This is a genomic window from Pectobacterium versatile, assembly GCF_020166435.1.
Taxonomy (GTDB): domain Bacteria; phylum Pseudomonadota; class Gammaproteobacteria; order Enterobacterales; family Enterobacteriaceae; genus Pectobacterium; species Pectobacterium versatile.
In genome coordinates this window covers 197,754-214,348 of record NZ_JAINZP010000005.1, presented here as the reverse complement: position 1 = coordinate 214,348, position 16,595 = coordinate 197,754, and the positions used below count along the sequence as shown (strand labels likewise).

General features: G+C 51.4%; 13 protein-coding genes and 2 pseudogenes. 6 read left to right on the top strand and 9 right to left on the bottom strand.

Features of this window, described 5'->3' with window-relative positions:
- Positions 1–61: 61 nt before the first annotated feature.
- Complete coding sequence (locus K7X24_RS08930; RefSeq protein ID WP_224554385.1) at positions 62–1,261, bottom strand: NAD(P)/FAD-dependent oxidoreductase; 1,200 nt, start codon at positions 1,259–1,261, stop codon at positions 62–64.
- 274 nt (positions 1,262–1,535) lie between these two features.
- Here K7X24_RS08930 and pitA point away from each other — a divergent pair, with 274 nt between their 5' ends.
- Complete coding sequence (gene pitA / locus K7X24_RS08925) at positions 1,536–3,041, top strand: inorganic phosphate transporter PitA (protein WP_224554383.1); 1,506 nt, start codon at positions 1,536–1,538, stop codon at positions 3,039–3,041.
- Positions 3,042–3,241: 200 nt separating this feature from the next.
- Here pitA and uspB read toward each other — a convergent pair whose 3' ends face one another.
- Positions 3,242–3,577, bottom strand: coding sequence for a universal stress protein UspB (gene uspB, locus K7X24_RS08920; protein ID WP_224554382.1), 336 nt, complete (start codon positions 3,575–3,577; stop codon positions 3,242–3,244).
- Between the two features lie 557 nt (positions 3,578–4,134).
- Here uspB and uspA point away from each other — a divergent pair.
- The 3 genes from uspA to K7X24_RS08905 all read left to right on the top strand — a co-directional run bounded on the left by uspA (position 4,135) and on the right by K7X24_RS08905 (position 7,709).
- A complete protein-coding gene (gene uspA / locus K7X24_RS08915; protein ID WP_005968210.1) occupies positions 4,135–4,572 on the top strand; it encodes a universal stress protein UspA in 438 nt (145 codons plus the stop codon).
- Between the two features lie 291 nt (positions 4,573–4,863).
- A complete protein-coding gene (gene gdhA / locus K7X24_RS08910; protein ID WP_039501737.1) occupies positions 4,864–6,207 on the top strand; it encodes an NADP-specific glutamate dehydrogenase in 1,344 nt (447 codons plus the stop codon).
- A gap of 188 nt (positions 6,208–6,395) precedes the next feature.
- The gene (locus K7X24_RS08905) at positions 6,396–7,709 is read left to right on the top strand and encodes an NAD(P)/FAD-dependent oxidoreductase (RefSeq protein WP_224554379.1); all 1,314 of its coding nucleotides are present in this window, start codon (positions 6,396–6,398) and stop codon (positions 7,707–7,709) included.
- Positions 7,710–7,782: 73 nt separating this feature from the next.
- Here the strand turns inward: K7X24_RS08905 and K7X24_RS08900 are convergent.
- Positions 7,783–8,145: pseudogene (locus tag K7X24_RS08900) on the bottom strand (transposase); the annotation flags it as partial.
- Positions 8,146–8,566: 421 nt separating this feature from the next.
- Here K7X24_RS08900 and K7X24_RS08895 point away from each other — a divergent pair.
- Positions 8,567–9,979: a hypothetical protein gene (locus tag K7X24_RS08895; protein WP_224554378.1), complete on the top strand. Its 1,413-nt coding sequence runs from the start codon at positions 8,567–8,569 to the stop codon at positions 9,977–9,979.
- Positions 9,980–10,004: 25 nt separating this feature from the next.
- On the opposite strand, the pseudogene K7X24_RS08890 reads toward K7X24_RS08895, so the two are convergent.
- From K7X24_RS08890 to K7X24_RS08865, 6 genes and pseudogenes are all read right to left on the bottom strand, one after another.
- Positions 10,005–10,172 (bottom strand): annotated as a pseudogene (locus K7X24_RS08890) (IS256 family transposase); the annotation flags it as partial.
- Positions 10,173–10,175: 3 nt separating this feature from the next.
- Positions 10,176–10,922: a 16S rRNA (guanine(1516)-N(2))-methyltransferase RsmJ gene (gene rsmJ, locus K7X24_RS08885; RefSeq protein ID WP_224554376.1), complete on the bottom strand. Its 747-nt coding sequence runs from the start codon at positions 10,920–10,922 to the stop codon at positions 10,176–10,178.
- On the bottom strand, positions 10,919–12,961 hold the full coding sequence (prlC, locus tag K7X24_RS08880; RefSeq protein WP_224554374.1) for an oligopeptidase A: 2,043 nt from the start codon (positions 12,959–12,961) through the stop codon (positions 10,919–10,921). Before prlC ends, rsmJ begins: the two co-directional genes overlap by 4 nt.
- Before the next feature lie 165 nt (positions 12,962–13,126).
- Positions 13,127–13,459 carry a barstar family protein gene (locus K7X24_RS08875; RefSeq protein WP_224554372.1) on the bottom strand — a complete coding sequence of 111 codons (333 nt, stop codon included), beginning with the start codon at positions 13,457–13,459 and terminating at the stop codon, positions 13,127–13,129.
- Positions 13,460–13,720: 261 nt separating this feature from the next.
- Positions 13,721–14,080 (bottom strand): hypothetical protein, encoded by a 360-nt coding sequence (locus K7X24_RS08870; protein WP_224554370.1) that lies wholly within the window; start codon positions 14,078–14,080, stop codon positions 13,721–13,723.
- A gap of 236 nt (positions 14,081–14,316) precedes the next feature.
- Positions 14,317–14,610 carry a DUF2623 domain-containing protein gene (locus tag K7X24_RS08865; protein ID WP_005968196.1) on the bottom strand — a complete coding sequence of 98 codons (294 nt, stop codon included), beginning with the start codon at positions 14,608–14,610 and terminating at the stop codon, positions 14,317–14,319.
- 219 nt (positions 14,611–14,829) lie between these two features.
- Here K7X24_RS08865 and K7X24_RS08860 point away from each other — a divergent pair, with 219 nt between their 5' ends.
- Entirely contained in the window at positions 14,830–16,521 is a 1,692-nt protein-coding gene (locus K7X24_RS08860) for a molecular chaperone HscC (RefSeq protein WP_224554368.1), read from the top strand.
- The last annotated feature ends 74 nt before the right edge of the window (positions 16,522–16,595 follow it).

Sequence of the window (16,595 nt, the reverse complement as noted above, 5' to 3'; positions counted from 1 at the left end):
GTAGAGACGTCCTTTTCCCCGAGAATTAAAGGAGAACGTTGAATAGAGGTTATTATAGTGTCTATTTTCTGAAAGGCAGCGCCTGTGCACAAGCCCATGCTGAACTCCACGCCCATTGGAAATTATAGCCACCAAGCCAGCCAGTTACATCGACCACTTCACCGATGAAATATAGCCCCAGCACCGTGCTGGATTCCATGGTTTTGGAGGACAGCATGCGGGTGTCAACGCCACCGATGGTCACTTCTGCTGTGCGATAGCCTTCCGTGCCGTTTGGCTGCACGCGCCACTCTTGCAGGCTCTGTTCAATCTGCGTTTGCTGTGCGCTGTTGAGCTGTTTCAACGTGACGTCCGGCAGTTGCCCTAACGCTTGCAGGCATTCAACCAGACGTTTAGGTAACCACTGTGCCAGCGTGTTTTTCAGGCTTTGGTTCGGGTGAGCGGTGCGCTCGTCATTAATGAGCTGGGTGAGATCGCGGTCGGGCAGCAGATTGATGGTGACGAATTCACCGGCCTGCCAGTAGCTGGAAATCTGCAAAATAGCGGGGCCAGATAGCCCACGGTGCGTAAACAGGATGTTTTCACGGAACGTCACGCCGTTTTCTGCGGTGATGACGGTAGGCACGGAGACCCCAGATAGCGTTTGCAGCTGTTCGAGCAGCGGCTTGTGCAGCGTAAAGGGCACGAGTGCAGCGCGAGTTGGCAGCACGTTGATACCGAACTGTGCGGCAAGTTGGTAGCCAAACGGCGTCGCACCCAGGCCGGGCATCGACAGGCCGCCGCAGGCAACGACCAACGATGCACTTTGGAATGCTGTGCCGTTGCTTAGCTGGACGGTAAATAGACCGTCTGATTTCTCCACCGAGGTCACTTCACTGCGCAAACGGAGGGTGACGTTCGCCCGCTCACATTCTGTTACCAGCATGTCCACGATTTGCTGTGCGGAATCATCGCAGAATAACTGGCCGAGCGTTTTCTCGTGGTAAGCGATGCGGTGGCTGTTGATCAGACTGATGAAATCCCATTGGGTATAACGTGCCAGTGACGATTTACAAAAGTGAGGATTGTGGGACAAGTACGCTGCTGGCTCCGCATACATATTGGTAAAGTTGCAGCGCCCGCCGCCGGACATCAATATTTTTCGGCCGGGTTTTTTACCATTGTCTAGCAGTAGAACACGCAGCCCGCGTTGTCCCGCCTGTGCGGCACAAAACATGCCTGCCGCACCGGCACCGATGATGACAGCGTCAAACTGTTCCACAATGTATTTCTCCGATGAGTGTTTATCTTGGATTGCCGCTGGCGAATAAGCTATTGCGGTGGCGAATTGTAGTGTTGGTTTCTATCCGACACCAGCGTAACAATTTGCATGTTTTAGTAAAAATATATAATCATTTGATTTTTATCGATTAAGTGCGTTATTCGCCTATCCTCATCACATATTAAGTCAAAAAAATGTCATATTTTCCTTTTACCAACCCCTGCTTGTCACCGATAATGCGCCGCGTTCATGACCACTAAATGGCCTAACGTTTATGCTACATTTATTTGCCGGACTGGATTACTACACCGGCCTGATGTTGATATTGGCTTTGTTGTTTGTATTGATGTATGAAGCCATTAACGGTTTTCACGATACTGCGAATGCCGTTGCCACTGTTATTTATACCCGAGCCATGCGTGCAGAATTTGCCGTTGTTATGGCTGGCGTCTTCAATTTCTTTGGCGTATTGCTAGGCGGCCTGAGCGTAGCCTATGCCATTGTTCACCTTCTTCCCACGGATTTATTGCTGAACGTGAGTTCGGCGCATGGCTTGGCAATGGTGTTTTCTATGCTGCTTGCCGCCATTATCTGGAATCTGGGTACCTGGTATTTCGGTATTCCTGCCTCCAGTTCTCACACGCTGATTGGTTCCATTATCGGTATTGGTTTGACCAATGCTCTGTTGACGGATACCTCCGTTGTGGATGCGTTGAACGTGCCGAAAATGATCAGCATTTTCCTGTCGCTGCTGTTATCACCGATTGTGGGGATGGTTGTCGCAGGCCTGCTGGTGCTGGTGCTGCGTCGCTTCTGGAACAACAGTAAAAAACGCAAACGCGTCCATCTGACGCCTGTCGATCGCGAGAAGCAAGACGGCAAACGTAAGCCGCCGTTCTGGACGCGTACTGCGCTGATTTTATCGGCGATTGGCGTGAGTTTCTCTCACGGTGCAAACGACGGTCAGAAAGGTATCGGCCTGATTATGCTGGTACTGATTGGTGTCGCGCCAGCCGGGTTTATTGTCAATATGAACGCATCTGGCTATGACATCAGCCGCACCCGCGATGCCGTTGTCAATTTACAGGAATACTACAAGCAGCATGGCGACGCGCTGACGCACGTTATCGATCTGTCTCCGCCAGTGATTCCTGCGCCAGAAAGCACGATTCCCAGTAATGGTCAGAAAGCGTTCCACTGTGACAGTTCACGCGTGATGATTGCGATCGAACATACACAGGGCCTGCTGAATAACCTGAAAAGTTACGACCAGTTGAACCCTGACGATCGTAGCAGAGTCCGTCGCCTGTTGATGTGCATTGCAGACACGATGGATCGGGTGGTTAAGCTGCCAGAAACGTCGGGTGAAGATAAACGCTACCTGAACAACCTGCGTAAAGACATGTTGCAGACGGTTGAATACGCGCCTCTCTGGATCATTGTTGCCGTTGCATTAGCGCTGTCTCTGGGCACGATGGTGGGTTGGAAACGCGTTGCTGTGACCATCGGCGAGAAGATTGGTAAGAAAGGCATGACCTACGCACAAGGCGTTTCGGCGCAGGTGACGGCGGCCTTGTCGATTGGCGTCGCCAGCTACACTGGTATGCCAGTTTCCACCACGCACGTATTGTCCTCGGCGGTTGCTGGGACGATGATTGCGGACGGCGGGGGCGTACAGGGTAAAACGATAAGAAGTATTCTGCTGGCTTGGGTATTGACGCTGCCAGTCTCAATGCTGATGTCCGGTACGCTGTACTGGCTGGCGTTGAAGCTGATCTAATCTCGGCGATTCATAGCGTATAAAAAAACGTAGGGAACGTTTTTCAACGTCGCTTGCGACAGCCCGAAGGGTTACGGACAAGGATGTCCGTCATAAAAAAGGCGATTCTGTGGGGAATCGCCTTTTTACTTTTTATCGACGTTCATGGTTGTCATACCAATGATGGTGTTGATACCAGAGAATTGTGTAAGTACCCGCGTTTAATACCATATTGTCATTGCAAACAGACTGATGACGATAAGGCCACACAGGGCTGTCGTAAGCAGAAACTGTCCCCGCACTCGCTCGCAACGGCGAATAAACCCAGGGTCGTGATGATCAAGATAGCGTTGCGCGTAGATATAGCGTACCAGCCGGATTTGTTTACTTGGCTGGCCGTGCGATGTAAAGAAGCCACCCCCATCAACGTATTGGTAAAGCAGTGGGTCACAGTCACGCAAAATCAGCAGTAACACGCGTAATGAAGAGTAGTACCTCGCCATATTAATGATGCAGACGATACATAAAGCCCAGAAAAGCGCAAATGTACTAATCATGCTTCCCTCCCGGTCGTTCTATTCGTCAGATACGATGGTCATGTCTTCCGATTGCCCACCTGTCACCGATGATAAGCGCTACTATTTATTTATCCACGACGCTTATCTATAACGTTTTTCTGCGACGTCTTTCTACGAATAGTTATGCCACGCGCTTGCGCACGATTTTATTGTCATTTTGGATAGCCAACGGCATCACGGCTAGCCCCATTTTCATTTTCCATCCCAGGGTGCAGCGGACAGGCTCACCGCTCCCTACTTGTAGTGTAGAAGAAGAATGTTCGTTTGTGCCAGAGAGGCTGGCGCAATCGGCATGAAGGACGATTTTCGACGAGATAATGCCCTTTCCGAAAGGAGAAGCTGCGCGATTTAACTGTGAAAAGGAGCAGTTTCTACTACACTTATCAATAGAATTAACAGGTTTGAAAACAGGTTGTGATCGACTGAACAGTCCGATAGCGCAGACGAGTGCTATCCTATAATCCGCTGTTAAGTATCAGATTGGCAGGAGAAATATCTGCTAACCCTTAATTAGTCTTTACGGAAGGAGTCTTATTATGGCTTACAAACACATCCTTATTGCTGTTGACCTTTCTCCAGAAAGCAAAGTGTTAGTGGAAAAAGCCGTTTCAATGGCAAGACCGTACAATGCGAAAGTCTCGTTAATCCACGTCGATGTGAACTACTCCGATCTCTACACGGGGCTTATCGACGTCAATCTGGGTGACATGCAACAGCGTATCTCTGAAGAAACCCAGAACGCGTTGACTGAGCTGTCCCAGAATGCGGGCTACCCTATCAGCGAAACGCTGAGCGGCAGCGGCGATTTAGGGCAAGTGCTGGTTGATGCGATCAAGAAATACGATGCCGATCTTGTGCTGTGTGGGCACCATCAGGACTTCTGGAGCAAACTGATGTCTTCTGCTCGCCAGCTGATTAATACCGTACATGTCGACATGCTCATCGTGCCGCTGCGCGATGAGGAAGACGAATAAAAATTAGCTTTTTTTGCATTTTTTTTCAGTGACGAAAGGCACGGCTTCTTAGCTGTGCCTTTTGTTATATAACAAAAACTTATAGCAAATTTCTCTTCTCAAACCGCCAAAAACCCCTTCCTATCCCATTGGATTATAACGTTTATATTAAAAGAAAACGCTTGCTTAAATATCCACCGCCAGTGTTATAGTCCAGAGGACACAACATCATTTTCACCGATCCCACAAGCTTCTGCGTGTCTAAAAATAAAGAAGCAGACGGGAACTTATTCGTTCAATCAGGAGCTGTTCATGGCACAAATCGTATCTCTGGCAAGTTTTCTTGATTCTGTTCAACAACGCGATCCGCATCAGCCTGAGTTTCTACAGGCCGTCAATGAAGTCCTTTCCACTCTGTGGCCTTTTTTGGAGCAGAACCCTCACTATGCGGATTACAGCCTGCTGGAACGATTGGTAGAACCGGAACGCGTGATTCAGTTCCGCGTCGCATGGACGGACGACAAAGGTCAGGTACAGGTGAACCGCGCCTGGCGTGTCCAGTTCAGCTCCGCGATCGGCCCGTATAAAGGCGGCATGCGTTTCCACCCGTCCGTTAATCTATCGATTCTGAAATTTCTCGGATTCGAGCAGACGTTCAAAAATGCGCTGACGACGCTGCCAATGGGCGGTGGCAAAGGCGGTTCGGACTTTAATCCGAAAGGGAAAAGCCAGGGTGAAGTCATGCGCTTCTGTCAGGCGTTGATGACGGAACTGTATCGTCATCTGGGTGCGGATACGGACGTTCCGGCGGGTGACATCGGCGTGGGTGGCCGTGAAGTCGGCTTCATGACCGGCATGATGAAGAAGTTGACCAACAACACCGCGTGCGTCTTCACCGGTAAAGGATTGTCGTTCGGCGGCAGTCTGATCCGTCCTGAAGCGACGGGCTACGGCCTGATCTACTTCACGGAAGCGATGCTGAAACGCCACGGTCTGGGCTTTGAAGGCATGCGTGTCGCGGTATCCGGCTCCGGTAATGTGGCGCAGTACGCGATTGAAAAAGCGATGGAACTGGGTGCCCGCGTGGTCACTGTATCGGATTCCAACGGCACGGTGGTGGATGAGAGCGGGTTTACCCCAGAGAAACTGGCGCTGCTGGAAGAGATTAAAAACAAACGCTATGGCCGCGTGGAAGATTATGCGCGAGAAGCGAAACTGACCTACCTCGCAGGCAAAACGCCGTGGGAAGTACCGGTAGACATCGCGCTGCCGTGTGCGACGCAGAATGAGCTGGATCTGCCTGCGGCGCAGACGCTGATTGCTAACGGCGTGAAAGCCGTGGCAGAAGGTGCCAACATGCCAACCACGATCCCTGCGACCGACGCGTTCCTGGATGCAGGCGTGTTGTTTGCGCCGGGCAAAGCGGCCAATGCGGGCGGCGTGGCAACATCTGGTCTGGAAATGGCGCAGAACGCGGCTCGTTTGGGCTGGAAAGCAGAAAAGGTGGATGCGCGTCTGCATCACATCATGCTGGATATTCATAATGCCTGTGTGCAGTACGGCGGTGAAAACAGCCAGACTAACTACGTGCGCGGCGCTAACGTGGCGGGCTTTGTAAAAGTGGCCGACGCGATGCTGGCGCAGGGCGTTGTGTAACGGGTGATTGTGTAACACATAATGCAGTCAAGGTGCCTGTATTCGCAGGTGCCTTGATTTTTCACTTATTTCTCTAAGTTTTAGCGACATTTCTTGCTGGACACCGCTTCCTGCCTTTCTTTATCTTAATCAGCATGCGTACCGTTAGTCTTCTGGTACAACCCGTTCTCTTCAAGGCTTACACCATTGTGAAAATCAAACATCTTCCTTTCGATCAGAATCGTAATGGCTGGTCGGCAGATCTTGTCGATAAACCGAATTACCCGCAGCAGCGTGGAAAAACAACGGCGGACTGGCTGGTGATCGGCGCTGGCTATGCGGGGATCGCCTTTGCACAGCGTTTGGCTGAACAGCGCCCAGATAAACACATTATCCTGCTGGATGCGGGCGAGATTGGCGACAATGCCTCCGGGCGTAACTCCGGTTTCGTCATCGATTTACCGCACAACATCGGTAGCTCGACGGCCGAGCTGGAAAAAGCGGCGGCTTATCGTCGCCTGTTGCAGTCCGGCGTGGCGCATCTGAAGGAGAAGGTGGATCGCCATGCGATTGCGTGCGACTGGAGCGTGGCGGGGAAATATCACTGTGCTGTGAGTTCAACGTTTAACGGCCTGATCGATACCTATGTCCGTGAGTTAAACGATCTTGGTGAACCCTATCAGGTGGTGGAAAAAGACGAACTTGCTCGCCGCTTAGGCACGTCTTTCTATCATCGCGCCGTGTATACGCCCAATTGCATTCTGTTAAATCCAGCGGCGCTGGTAGTCGGGCTGGTGGCGAATTTGCCGAAGAACGTGACGGTTTACGCCCATTCACCCGCGTTGAATATCGAAACCGGATCGCGCATTCGCGTGGAAACACCGTATGGCGAGATTCAGGCAGATAAGCTGATGATGGCGATTAACGGCGCGGCGCGCGGCCTGCCGCTGTTCAATGGCCGGGTGTTTGCCGTGGCGACCTTCGCGACGCTGACGGAGCCGTTGAATGCGGAACAGCTAGCACGCATGGGCGACATGCCGGACTGGGGGCTGACGCCGGTCAATGCGCTGGCCAGCGCGACGCTGCGCTATACGCGCGACCATCGCTTCCTGATTCGGGAGCATGTGAAATTTACCCCAGAGCTGGTCAATAGCGCGGTAGAAACCGGACGCCATGCGCGTCGTCACGCCGCTATTTTTGCCCGGATGTTCCCGCAGCTGAGCGACGTGAAGATGGCGCATACCTGGTCAGGCTTGATTAGCGTAACGCGCAACGGCGCGCCAATTTGGGGGCAGCTAAGCGACAATGTGTACGCGTCCGCTGGCTGTAACGGGGCAGGACTGTCGAAGCAAACCGCTGCCGGATATATTCTGGCGGATTTGGCGCTGGGTGAAGACAACCCGCTGATCGGTGATATGCAATCGCTCGGACAGGCGAACTACCTGCCGCCACGCCCTTTCCTGGATGTGGGCGTGAACGGCTACCTGACGAGCGAGCGCTGGAAAGCCCGCAGCGAGAGATAATACAAGCCTGGCAATGGCAGGCTGTGCAGCGTCTTTACGATCACACGAGTATTGCCAGATGAATCGCCTTCTACACAGAGTCATCTGTTGGGAACTCTTTACGTTTATTTATCGCCTGCTTGAGCACATTATTCAGCGATTTGATGGAGTTCGTCGTATAGGGCGCTTTATGGATGTCAGGCGGGTAGCCGAAGATTTCCCAGTACGCGCGCCAGATTTTTCTGATTTACAGGTATTTTTCACCCCAGACTCCGTAAAACTTGCCCAGCACCATTAGTGCAGCTTCCCCTGTGGGAACCACACAGCTTAATCCGTTGGAGATCCCCACTACGCGTACTTCAGGCTTTTGCGCACCATGCGGATGAGTACATAAGTGGATGTGAGTCTATGGATACAAGCTGTTTATCGCATCCGAGAAGCCTTTCAGAGCGGCCACACTAAATAACTTTACATATTACCGCTCCACTTTGGCGAAGGCTTGTGGCACAAGGAGTCAAAGATATCTCATCTACAAATGACGGCCTGATGGGGCTTAGCCGTTAATCTTGATAACCTGAAAATGATACCTTTTTTTTATACAGCTACTTACTATTATATGAAGCTATTTAGTAATGTGAACGTCCTCGATTAGAGCGTTTTATTAAATACATTCCGATGTAAATATGCTTCAATTCCACATTATTTTAAATGTTAATAATGAATGTTTAAGATAAAGATTCTGGTAATTGGTAGGGGTTATTGTTTTTTGTAATATCAACTGGATACTAGGGAAAAATAATTAAAAGAAATTGGCGAAATAACAATTATGGTTGATATATACCTATAAATTTAATGATTATAATTAGGAACGAGTAATAATGGCGACTATAAATACTTCAACAAGAAGTGTTTCTGTACAAACCCTGCATCAGGTAATGCCTGATTCAAATAAGGGTAAATGTATCAACAAATTAGTGGGAAATCTGGAGCAAGTTAAAAACAGTTCTACTGGTTTTTCTCAACAAGGTGCTCGATCAAAATCGAGTTGTTACTTGGTTAAGTTTTTAGAATACGTTAGAGGGATATTTAGTAAATTACTAACCAGTCAGGGGATGAAATCGGGGAAGGCGGCATATGAGCATGCAGCGCCTGAGGCCAGAATGAAATCTGCGGCCAACGCAGAGTCTGTGGATAAAGCGAAACAGAAAACTGCTGGGGTAGAGAAAGCGAACAAATCGCCGGTTATCTTCAAAATGGAGGCGAAGGGTATTCCATCACCGCCACCGCCACCGCCACCACCACCGTCCTTGAGTGCACCCTCGTTATTATCCGACCGAGCCACCGCCTCGAATAATATAAACGCCAATAAACTTGGAAATAAGGGGGTACAAGTTAAAGGTTCTCAGGGTGGTCTATTAGACGAGATCTCGGCCAAACTGGCACAGCGTGCGGGCAAAGAAAACATAATGGATAACAAAACAACCGCCTCGAATAATATAAACGCCAATAAGCTCGGAAATAAGGGGGTACAAGTTAAAGGTTCTCAGGGTGGTCTATTAGCCGAGCTCTCTGCCAAACTGGCAAAGCGAGCGGGCGCAGAAAACATAATGGATAAAAAAACGCCCCCCCAGGAGCTGAAACCGTGGCAGAAGGAGCTTGCTGAACAGAAGGCGGCATATGCACGTGCAGCGTCTGACAGGGAAGCGTCTGAGGCCAAAGAAGAGGCTAGAGTGGCATCTGCGATCAAAGCAGATGCTGTGGAGAAAGCGAAACAGAAAGCTGCTGAGGCAGAGAGGGTGAACAAATTGCTGGTTACCCTCAAAGTGGATGCAAATGGTATTCCTGTACCGCCACCACTGCCACCGTCATTACCATCACGGTCCTTGAGTTGTCCCCCTGTATTATCCAACCGAACCGCTTCCTCGCATAATACAGACACTTTTAAACGCAAAATGAATAGTGTAATGGCAGAGCTCTTGGCCGAACAGGCAAGGCGAGCAGGAGCGGGCGCAGAAAACATAATGGATAAAAAAATCCCCCCCCAGGAGCTGAAACCGTGGCAGAAGGAGCTTGCTGAACAGAAGGCGGCATATGCACGTGCAGCGTCTGAAAGGGAAGCGTCTGAGGCCAAAGAAGAGGCCAGAGTGGCATCTGTGATCAACGCAGAAGTTGTGGAGAAAGCGAAACAGAAAGCTGCTGAGGCAGAGAAGGCGAAAAAATCATCAGTTGTCCTCAAAACGGATGTGAATGATATTCCTTCACCACCACCGGTCAAATACCGGACTCTGTAAATAATTCTGTGTAATTGCCATCCCGTTAAAGGTGGCCGCTCAGGCGGTCACTGAACTTGATAATAAAACGACTCATCGCCAGCGGCCTGTTTTGGATCGGCATACTCTATCTTTTCGATGCTGATTGGATTGCGAGATCAATCACTTTCTATACTGAGTCGTCTGTTAGGGACACCTTGTGCTTCTTCATCGCATGTCAGGCAGGAAGATAGAAGTCGAAGCGATGGCTTTTGGTTTCCAGCATGGACTGTGCCGGCACGCTGGCCAGTGGCGGCGCATAGTCTGGTCGCTTCACCACGACGCGTTTTTTCGCCAGTGCGCGTGCGGGTGCCAGCAGCGCATCGGCGTCATCATCCGCACCCACCAGCGACTGAAATACCCGCATCTCTTTCTTCACCAGCGCGCTCTTTTGTCTGTGTGGAAACATCGGGTCGAGATAAACCACATCCGGTGGCGGCGTAATATCGCGCAGTGCGGTCATACTCGACGCGTGCAGCAGCGTCAGCCGCTCCCGTAGCCACGGGCCAATCTCTGCATCCTGATAGCCACGTTGCAATCCGTCGTCCAGCAGGGCTGCAACCACCGGATTGCGTTCCACCATGCGTACGTGGCAGCCTAATGCTGCCAGCACGAAGGCATCGCGTCCCAGTCCGGCCGTCGCATCCACGACATCCGGCAGGTAATCTTTTTTGATACCGACGGCTTTAGCGACAGCCTCACCGCGTCCGCCGCCAAAGCGACGGCGATGTGCCATCGTCCCAGCAACGAAATCGACGAAGATAGCGCCGAGCTTAGGTTCATCCTGCTTGCGCAGTTCCAGACGTTCCGCTGTCAGCACCAGCGCCATGACCGCATCGGGATCGGAAACCAGCCCCCAGCGTGCTGCCAGAGAAGATAAGGCGCCACTATCGGCGCCTTCTTCTGCGATTAAGCAGATGCTCATCCTTTGATGCCGTAATGCGCAAGCATGGCATCCAACTGCGGTTCACGGCCACGGAAGCGTTTGAACAGCTCCATCGGCTCTTCGGAACCGCCGCGCGTCAGGATGTTATCCAGGAACGACTGACCAGTTTCACGGTTGAAGATACCTTCTTGCTCGAAGCGGGAGTAAGCATCCGCCGCTAGAACGTCGGCCCACAAATAGCTGTAGTAGCCTGCGGCATAACCGCCTGCGAAGATGTGGCTGAATGCATGTGGGAAGCGGCCCCAGCTCGGGCTTGGCACCACGGCCACCTGCGCTTTGATTTCAGCCAGCGTCGGCAGAATCTGTGCGCCTTTCGCAGGATCAAACTCAGCATGCAGGCGGAAATCGAACAGGCCGAATTCCAGTTGGCGCAGAATGAACAGCGCAGCCTGATAGTTCTTCGCCGCCAGCATCTTCTCCAGCAGTTCCTGTGGCAGCGGTTCACCGGTTTCGTGGTGGCCGGAGATAAAGGCCAGTGCTTCAGGTTCCCAGCACCAGTTTTCCATGAACTGGCTTGGCAGTTCGACCGCATCCCACGGCACGCCGTTGATGCCCGCGACACCGGCGGTATCGATCTGGGTCAACATGTGATGCAGGCCGTGACCGAATTCGTGGAACAGCGTGGTGACTTCGTCGTGGGTGAACAGCGCGGGTTTGCCGTTGACCGGACGGTTGAAGTTACAGACCAGATAGGCGACCGGTTTTTGCAGCTCGCCGTTGCCTTTACGCAGTTTACCCGCGCAGTCGTCCATCCAGGCTCCGCCGCGTTTGTGTTCACGAGCGTATAAATCGAGGTAGAAGCTGCCGCGCAGTTCACCGCTTTCATCGAACAGATCGAAGAAGCGAACGTCCGGGTGCCAGACATCGACGTCTTTACGCTCTTTGGCGGTGATGCCGTAGATACGTTTAACCACTTCGAACAGGCCGTTCACCGCGCGTTCTTCCGGGAAGTACGGACGAAGCTGCTCATCGCTGATGGAATACCGATGCTGTTTCTGCTGTTCGCTGTAGTAGGTGATATCCCAGGCTTGCAACTCATCCACGCCGTAGTGTTCTTTGGCGAAGGCACGCAACTGCGCGAGTTCTTCTTCAGCCTGTGGACGGGCGCGTTTCGCCAGATCGGTCAGGAAATCGAGTACCTGCTGCGGGTTTTCCGCCATTTTGGTCGCCAGCGACTTGTGCGCATAGCTATCGAAGCCCAGCAACTGTGCCAGCTCGTGACGCAGTGCCAGTTCTTCCTCCATGACGTCACTGTTGTCCCATTTGCCCGCGTTTGGCCCCTGATCGGATGCGCGCGTGCCGTAGGCGCGGTACATCTCTTCGCGCAGCGCCTGATTGGTGCAGTAAGTCATTACTGGAAGATAACTTGGGATATCCAGCGTCAGCAGCCAGCCCTCTTGTTCTTTCGCTTCTGCCTGCGCTTTGGCCGCTGCCAGTGCGCTTTCCGGCATGCCATCCAGCTCGGCGACGTCGGTAATCAGCTTGCTCCAGCCCATGGTGGCATCCAGCACGTTGTTGCTGTATTGCGAACCGAGTTCGGACAGACGAGCGGAGATTTCACCGTAGCGTTTCTGTTTTTCCGGCGACAGACCGATACCGGACAGCTCAAAATCGCGCAGCGCGTTATCAACAGATTTCTTCTGTGCCACGCTCAGTGCGGTGTACTGTTCGCCGTCACGCAGGCTGCGGTAAGCCTGATACAGCCCGGCATGTTGGCCGACCCAAGTGCTGTGCTCGGACAGCAGCGGCAGACATTCTTCATAAACAGCACGCAGCTCTGGGCTGTTCTTCACCGCGTTCAGGTGGCTGATGGGTGAGAAGATGCGGCCAAGACGATCGTCGCTGTCAGCCAGCGGTTGGCACAGATTATCCCATGTAAACGGCCCCGCTTGCGCCACCACGCGTTCTACCGTCTCGCGGCATTCATCCAGCGCGGATTTCACCGCAGGGACAATATCTTCCGTTTTGATACTGGAGAACGGGGGCAGGGTAAATGAGGTCAGTAATGGATTCGTCATGGTGCCGTCCTGATAATTGTGGGTGATCTCGTTGCCGGTAAGTGGAATCCGTTGCAGAGAGAAACCGGCAAGGCGGATATCTATTGCGGATTAATCACTAAGATGAGGTCAAGCGCTATGAAAATCAATGGCGGAGGGGAGACTTGTGGTAGATGGTGTATAAGATCAAACGTTGAACGCTAACATCAGTATCGGCGGCTCGCCAATTTCTAATCGACGCCAATTAACAAAGGCAGCACATTCAATCAGTGCAAGGTATTGATTATGGATTTTTTCTTTAAAAATATTAGCCTGTTCAACCGTAATACAAACCAGTTCGCCTGATTTGACCTGAACTCGGTTGAAGTCCTCGTCAAGATTGGTCATGCAATCAATCCAGGCATCCATGTTGCGGCCAAAAAATGTTGGAAAACCAAAAGCATCGGCAAAGACGTGATAAAAAGAAGGCCAGTCCGCTATCTGGCTACCATCAATATTGATATGAGTTATTGTTGGCATTATCTTTCCCTATACCTTGCCTGCACTATCGTATTTTTTTTGGCGGGTGATTTAAACAGATACCCCATGTCAGAGGTTATTGCTCCACATGTTGGACAATATACGGTTTGCTGCTTGCTTAGGAAACGTACAAAGGCAGTTCGGCAATGGAAGCAAGCCCATTTACTACGATATTGTAGATATTCTACTTTTTCTTCTGCGATTTGCAGGTTTTCGTTCCATTCTTTGCTGATCATAAAACAGGTTGTGTGTGTTTTTTAATCACTTTACGGTGTGGTGCCGTTTTTCGTCATAGTAAAATGGCAACTGAGGTGAATCAAAATCTCCGTTATTAGATTTTTCATAAATATGTGCCGGAAACATGCCACTCATTTTTTCATATATAGCGGTACTGAGTATCTGAAAGCCTGCGTTGTCCTTATTTGAGCCTAAAAAGGTAATGACATCATCCAGTGACTGATAATGTTCTGGCTGATGAAAAAAGCGCATGTACTCCTGTAATACTCCATAGGTGTACAGTAAATCTTTCAGGTTTACCTCAATTTTTTCATCAGGATCGACCTGTTCAAGACCATGAGTGATGATTTCTTCAAGATTATGGGTATATTTTGCATCCGTCATACTTGTTATTCCTGGTTTGTACGCTTAAAGGTGAGTTTTCATCAGAGCAGCTTTCACTCATTTGTGTTGGATAAATCTCATATCACACATCGATAGGCGAAAGAATATCTCTGGTAAACGCTAAATTATCAACCTATTTAAATAGATAACAGAGGTGATTGGGGATAACGCGCAGCTCACCATCACTATCCCCATTAGCTTCGATTTACGGGAAGTGCGCCGCTAGCGGGTATCCACTAACGCGGCGTGTGCGCGTCATAGCCCGCATAAAAAAACCGAATCGCGTAAGGGTTGCCTTGTTCAGTAAAGAACTCTGCAACTCTCTCTCGCTCCAGCCCGTAGCGCCGTGACAATAATCCTGCCTCGAAGGCCGCCTGCTGGCGGTCGCCTTTGGTTTCCGCCAGATTGTGAGCATAGCCACAGATATAGCCGCGCCGATAGTCGTAGCAGTAGGGATTAATGTCGTTGGTGGATTTTGGATTGGCGGATCTCAACCCCGCGAGGACGCCCCGCTCAAAATGGTTTCCCATGATAATGCTCCGTAAATTATCGATATATAGCAAATAATATAACGCTTATTTATCACTCACCAGATCTGTTGAAAAATATTCCTGAATCCGTCGTGCGCGGTCTTTTCCTGAGCAAGATGTATATACTGTTGCCCTGCTCGCCGAACGGGCTATTGATCTGCGCCTGATGGGCACTCTGGGAATAGGTAGTGTACGGAATGGTTAATAAGGAATAACAGCATGACGCACCCGCAAGACGCTTCTCTGGCGATTGGTATCGATCTGGGCACGACGAACAGCTTGATTAGCGTTTGGCAAAATGGCGAGGCCCGCCTGATACCGAATGCGCTGAATGACAACTTCACCCCCTCGGCCGTCAGTATTGATGAAGACGGCAGTATTCTGGTCGGCAAACCTGCGATTTCCCGTTTGACGACGCACCCGCAGGTGTCGGCGTCGCTCTTTAAGCGTTACATGGGGAGCAAGAAAACCTTCCGGCTCGGGGATAAAACGTTCTCTCCCGCTGAGCTGTCGGCCATGGTGTTGAAATCACTCAAAGCCGATGCGGAAAGTTACCTTGGGCACCCCATCAAGGACGTGGTGATCTCCGTGCCAGCCTATTTCAGCGATGAACAGCGTAAGCAGACGCGTTTTGCAGCGGAACTGGCAGAGCTGAATGCGGTTCGCTTAATCAATGAACCCACCGCAGCCTCGATGGCCTATGGCTTACACACGCAGGAACTGGGGCGTACGCTGGTCTTCGATTTAGGCGGCGGCACTTTCGACGTCAGCGTGTTGGAATATGCGTTTCCGCTGATCGAAGTACACAGCTCGGCGGGCGACAACTATCTGGGTGGAGAAGATTTCACGCAGGCGATGGTGAAAACCTGTCTGAAAGCGTGGAAACTTGAGGATTCGGCGATTCCCGCAACGGATCTGGCACGTCTTTACAGCCATGCAGAAGCGCTGAAATGTCAGCCCGGCTTTCCTTCTCAATCGAATGAACTGGTATGGCACTGGCGCGAGGAAGAGTGGCGCATTGTGCTGGATAATGAAGAGATTGAAGCGGCTTGGCTGCCGTTGATGAACCGCATTCGCGCGCCGATAGAACAGGCGCTGCACGATGCCCGCCTGAAACCGGAGCAGCTAGACCACGTAGTGCTGGTCGGCGGAGCATCAAAGATGTCGATTATCCAGAAGCTGGTGGTCAGGCTGTTTGGCAAATTACCTTATCAGCATCTGGATGCCGATACCGTTGTCGCCAAGGGCGCGGCAGTGCAGGCCGCCTGTCGGCTACGCGAGCAGGACATCGAAGAAGTGATCCTGACGGATGTTTGCCCGTACACCCTCGGGATTAAGACCGCCAACGATAAGCAAAATGGCCTGTTTTCCCCGATATTGGAACGCAATACGGTGGTGCCGACCTCGCGGGTCGAGACGTTTTCCACGGGTTCCTCTGGGCAGGACAACATCTGCATCGCGATCTATCAGGGGGAAAGCCCTTACGTCGATAACAACGTGTTTATCGATGAATTCACCCTGCCGATAAAAGCGAAATCTTATAAGCAATCCATTGAGGTACGTTTCAGCTATGACATCAATGGGCTGCTGGAAGTGGATGTTAATCTGCCGGACAGCGGCGATAACTTCACGAAAGTGATCGATCGCAGCCCGACGGGGCTAAGTGCTGAACAGCAGCAGAAAAGCCACCAAAAGCTGCAAGCGCTGAAAATTCACCCCAGAGACAATCTGATGAACCGCAACCTGCTGGCGCGGCTGGAAAAAGCCTGGGCACAGACGCGTCTGGAAGAGCGGGAGCAGATCGGCTTCTGGCTACGGGATTTTGAACAAGCGCTGGCAGGGCAATACGCGCCGGCAATTGACGAAACGCGGCAGCGTATTGAGCGGTATCTGGATGAGGTATCCCGCTAAATATACCCTTCATCTTTCAAGCTGCAGGTGTGTTGGCTTCCCTTACTCACCCCAGTCACTTACTTGAGTAAGCT

Excerpts from the sequence above, each read along its gene's own strand:
- pitA (WP_224554383.1), top strand. The coding sequence starts at position 1,536 with ATGCTACATTTATTTGCCGGACTGGATTACTACACCGGCCTGATGTTG.
- uspB (WP_224554382.1), bottom strand. The coding sequence starts at position 3,577 with ATGATTAGTACATTTGCGCTTTTCTGGGCTTTATGTATCGTCTGCATC.
- uspA (WP_005968210.1), top strand. The coding sequence starts at position 4,135 with ATGGCTTACAAACACATCCTTATTGCTGTTGACCTTTCTCCAGAAAGC.
- gdhA (WP_039501737.1), top strand. The coding sequence starts at position 4,864 with ATGGCACAAATCGTATCTCTGGCAAGTTTTCTTGATTCTGTTCAACAA.
- K7X24_RS08895 (WP_224554378.1), top strand. The coding sequence starts at position 8,567 with ATGGCGACTATAAATACTTCAACAAGAAGTGTTTCTGTACAAACCCTG.
- rsmJ (WP_224554376.1), bottom strand. The coding sequence starts at position 10,922 with ATGAGCATCTGCTTAATCGCAGAAGAAGGCGCCGATAGTGGCGCCTTA.
- prlC (WP_224554374.1), bottom strand. The coding sequence starts at position 12,961 with ATGACGAATCCATTACTGACCTCATTTACCCTGCCCCCGTTCTCCAGT.
- K7X24_RS08875 (WP_224554372.1), bottom strand. The coding sequence starts at position 13,459 with ATGCCAACAATAACTCATATCAATATTGATGGTAGCCAGATAGCGGAC.
- K7X24_RS08870 (WP_224554370.1), bottom strand. The coding sequence starts at position 14,080 with ATGACGGATGCAAAATATACCCATAATCTTGAAGAAATCATCACTCAT.
- K7X24_RS08865 (WP_005968196.1), bottom strand. The coding sequence starts at position 14,610 with ATGGGAAACCATTTTGAGCGGGGCGTCCTCGCGGGGTTGAGATCCGCC.
- K7X24_RS08860 (WP_224554368.1), top strand. The coding sequence starts at position 14,830 with ATGACGCACCCGCAAGACGCTTCTCTGGCGATTGGTATCGATCTGGGC.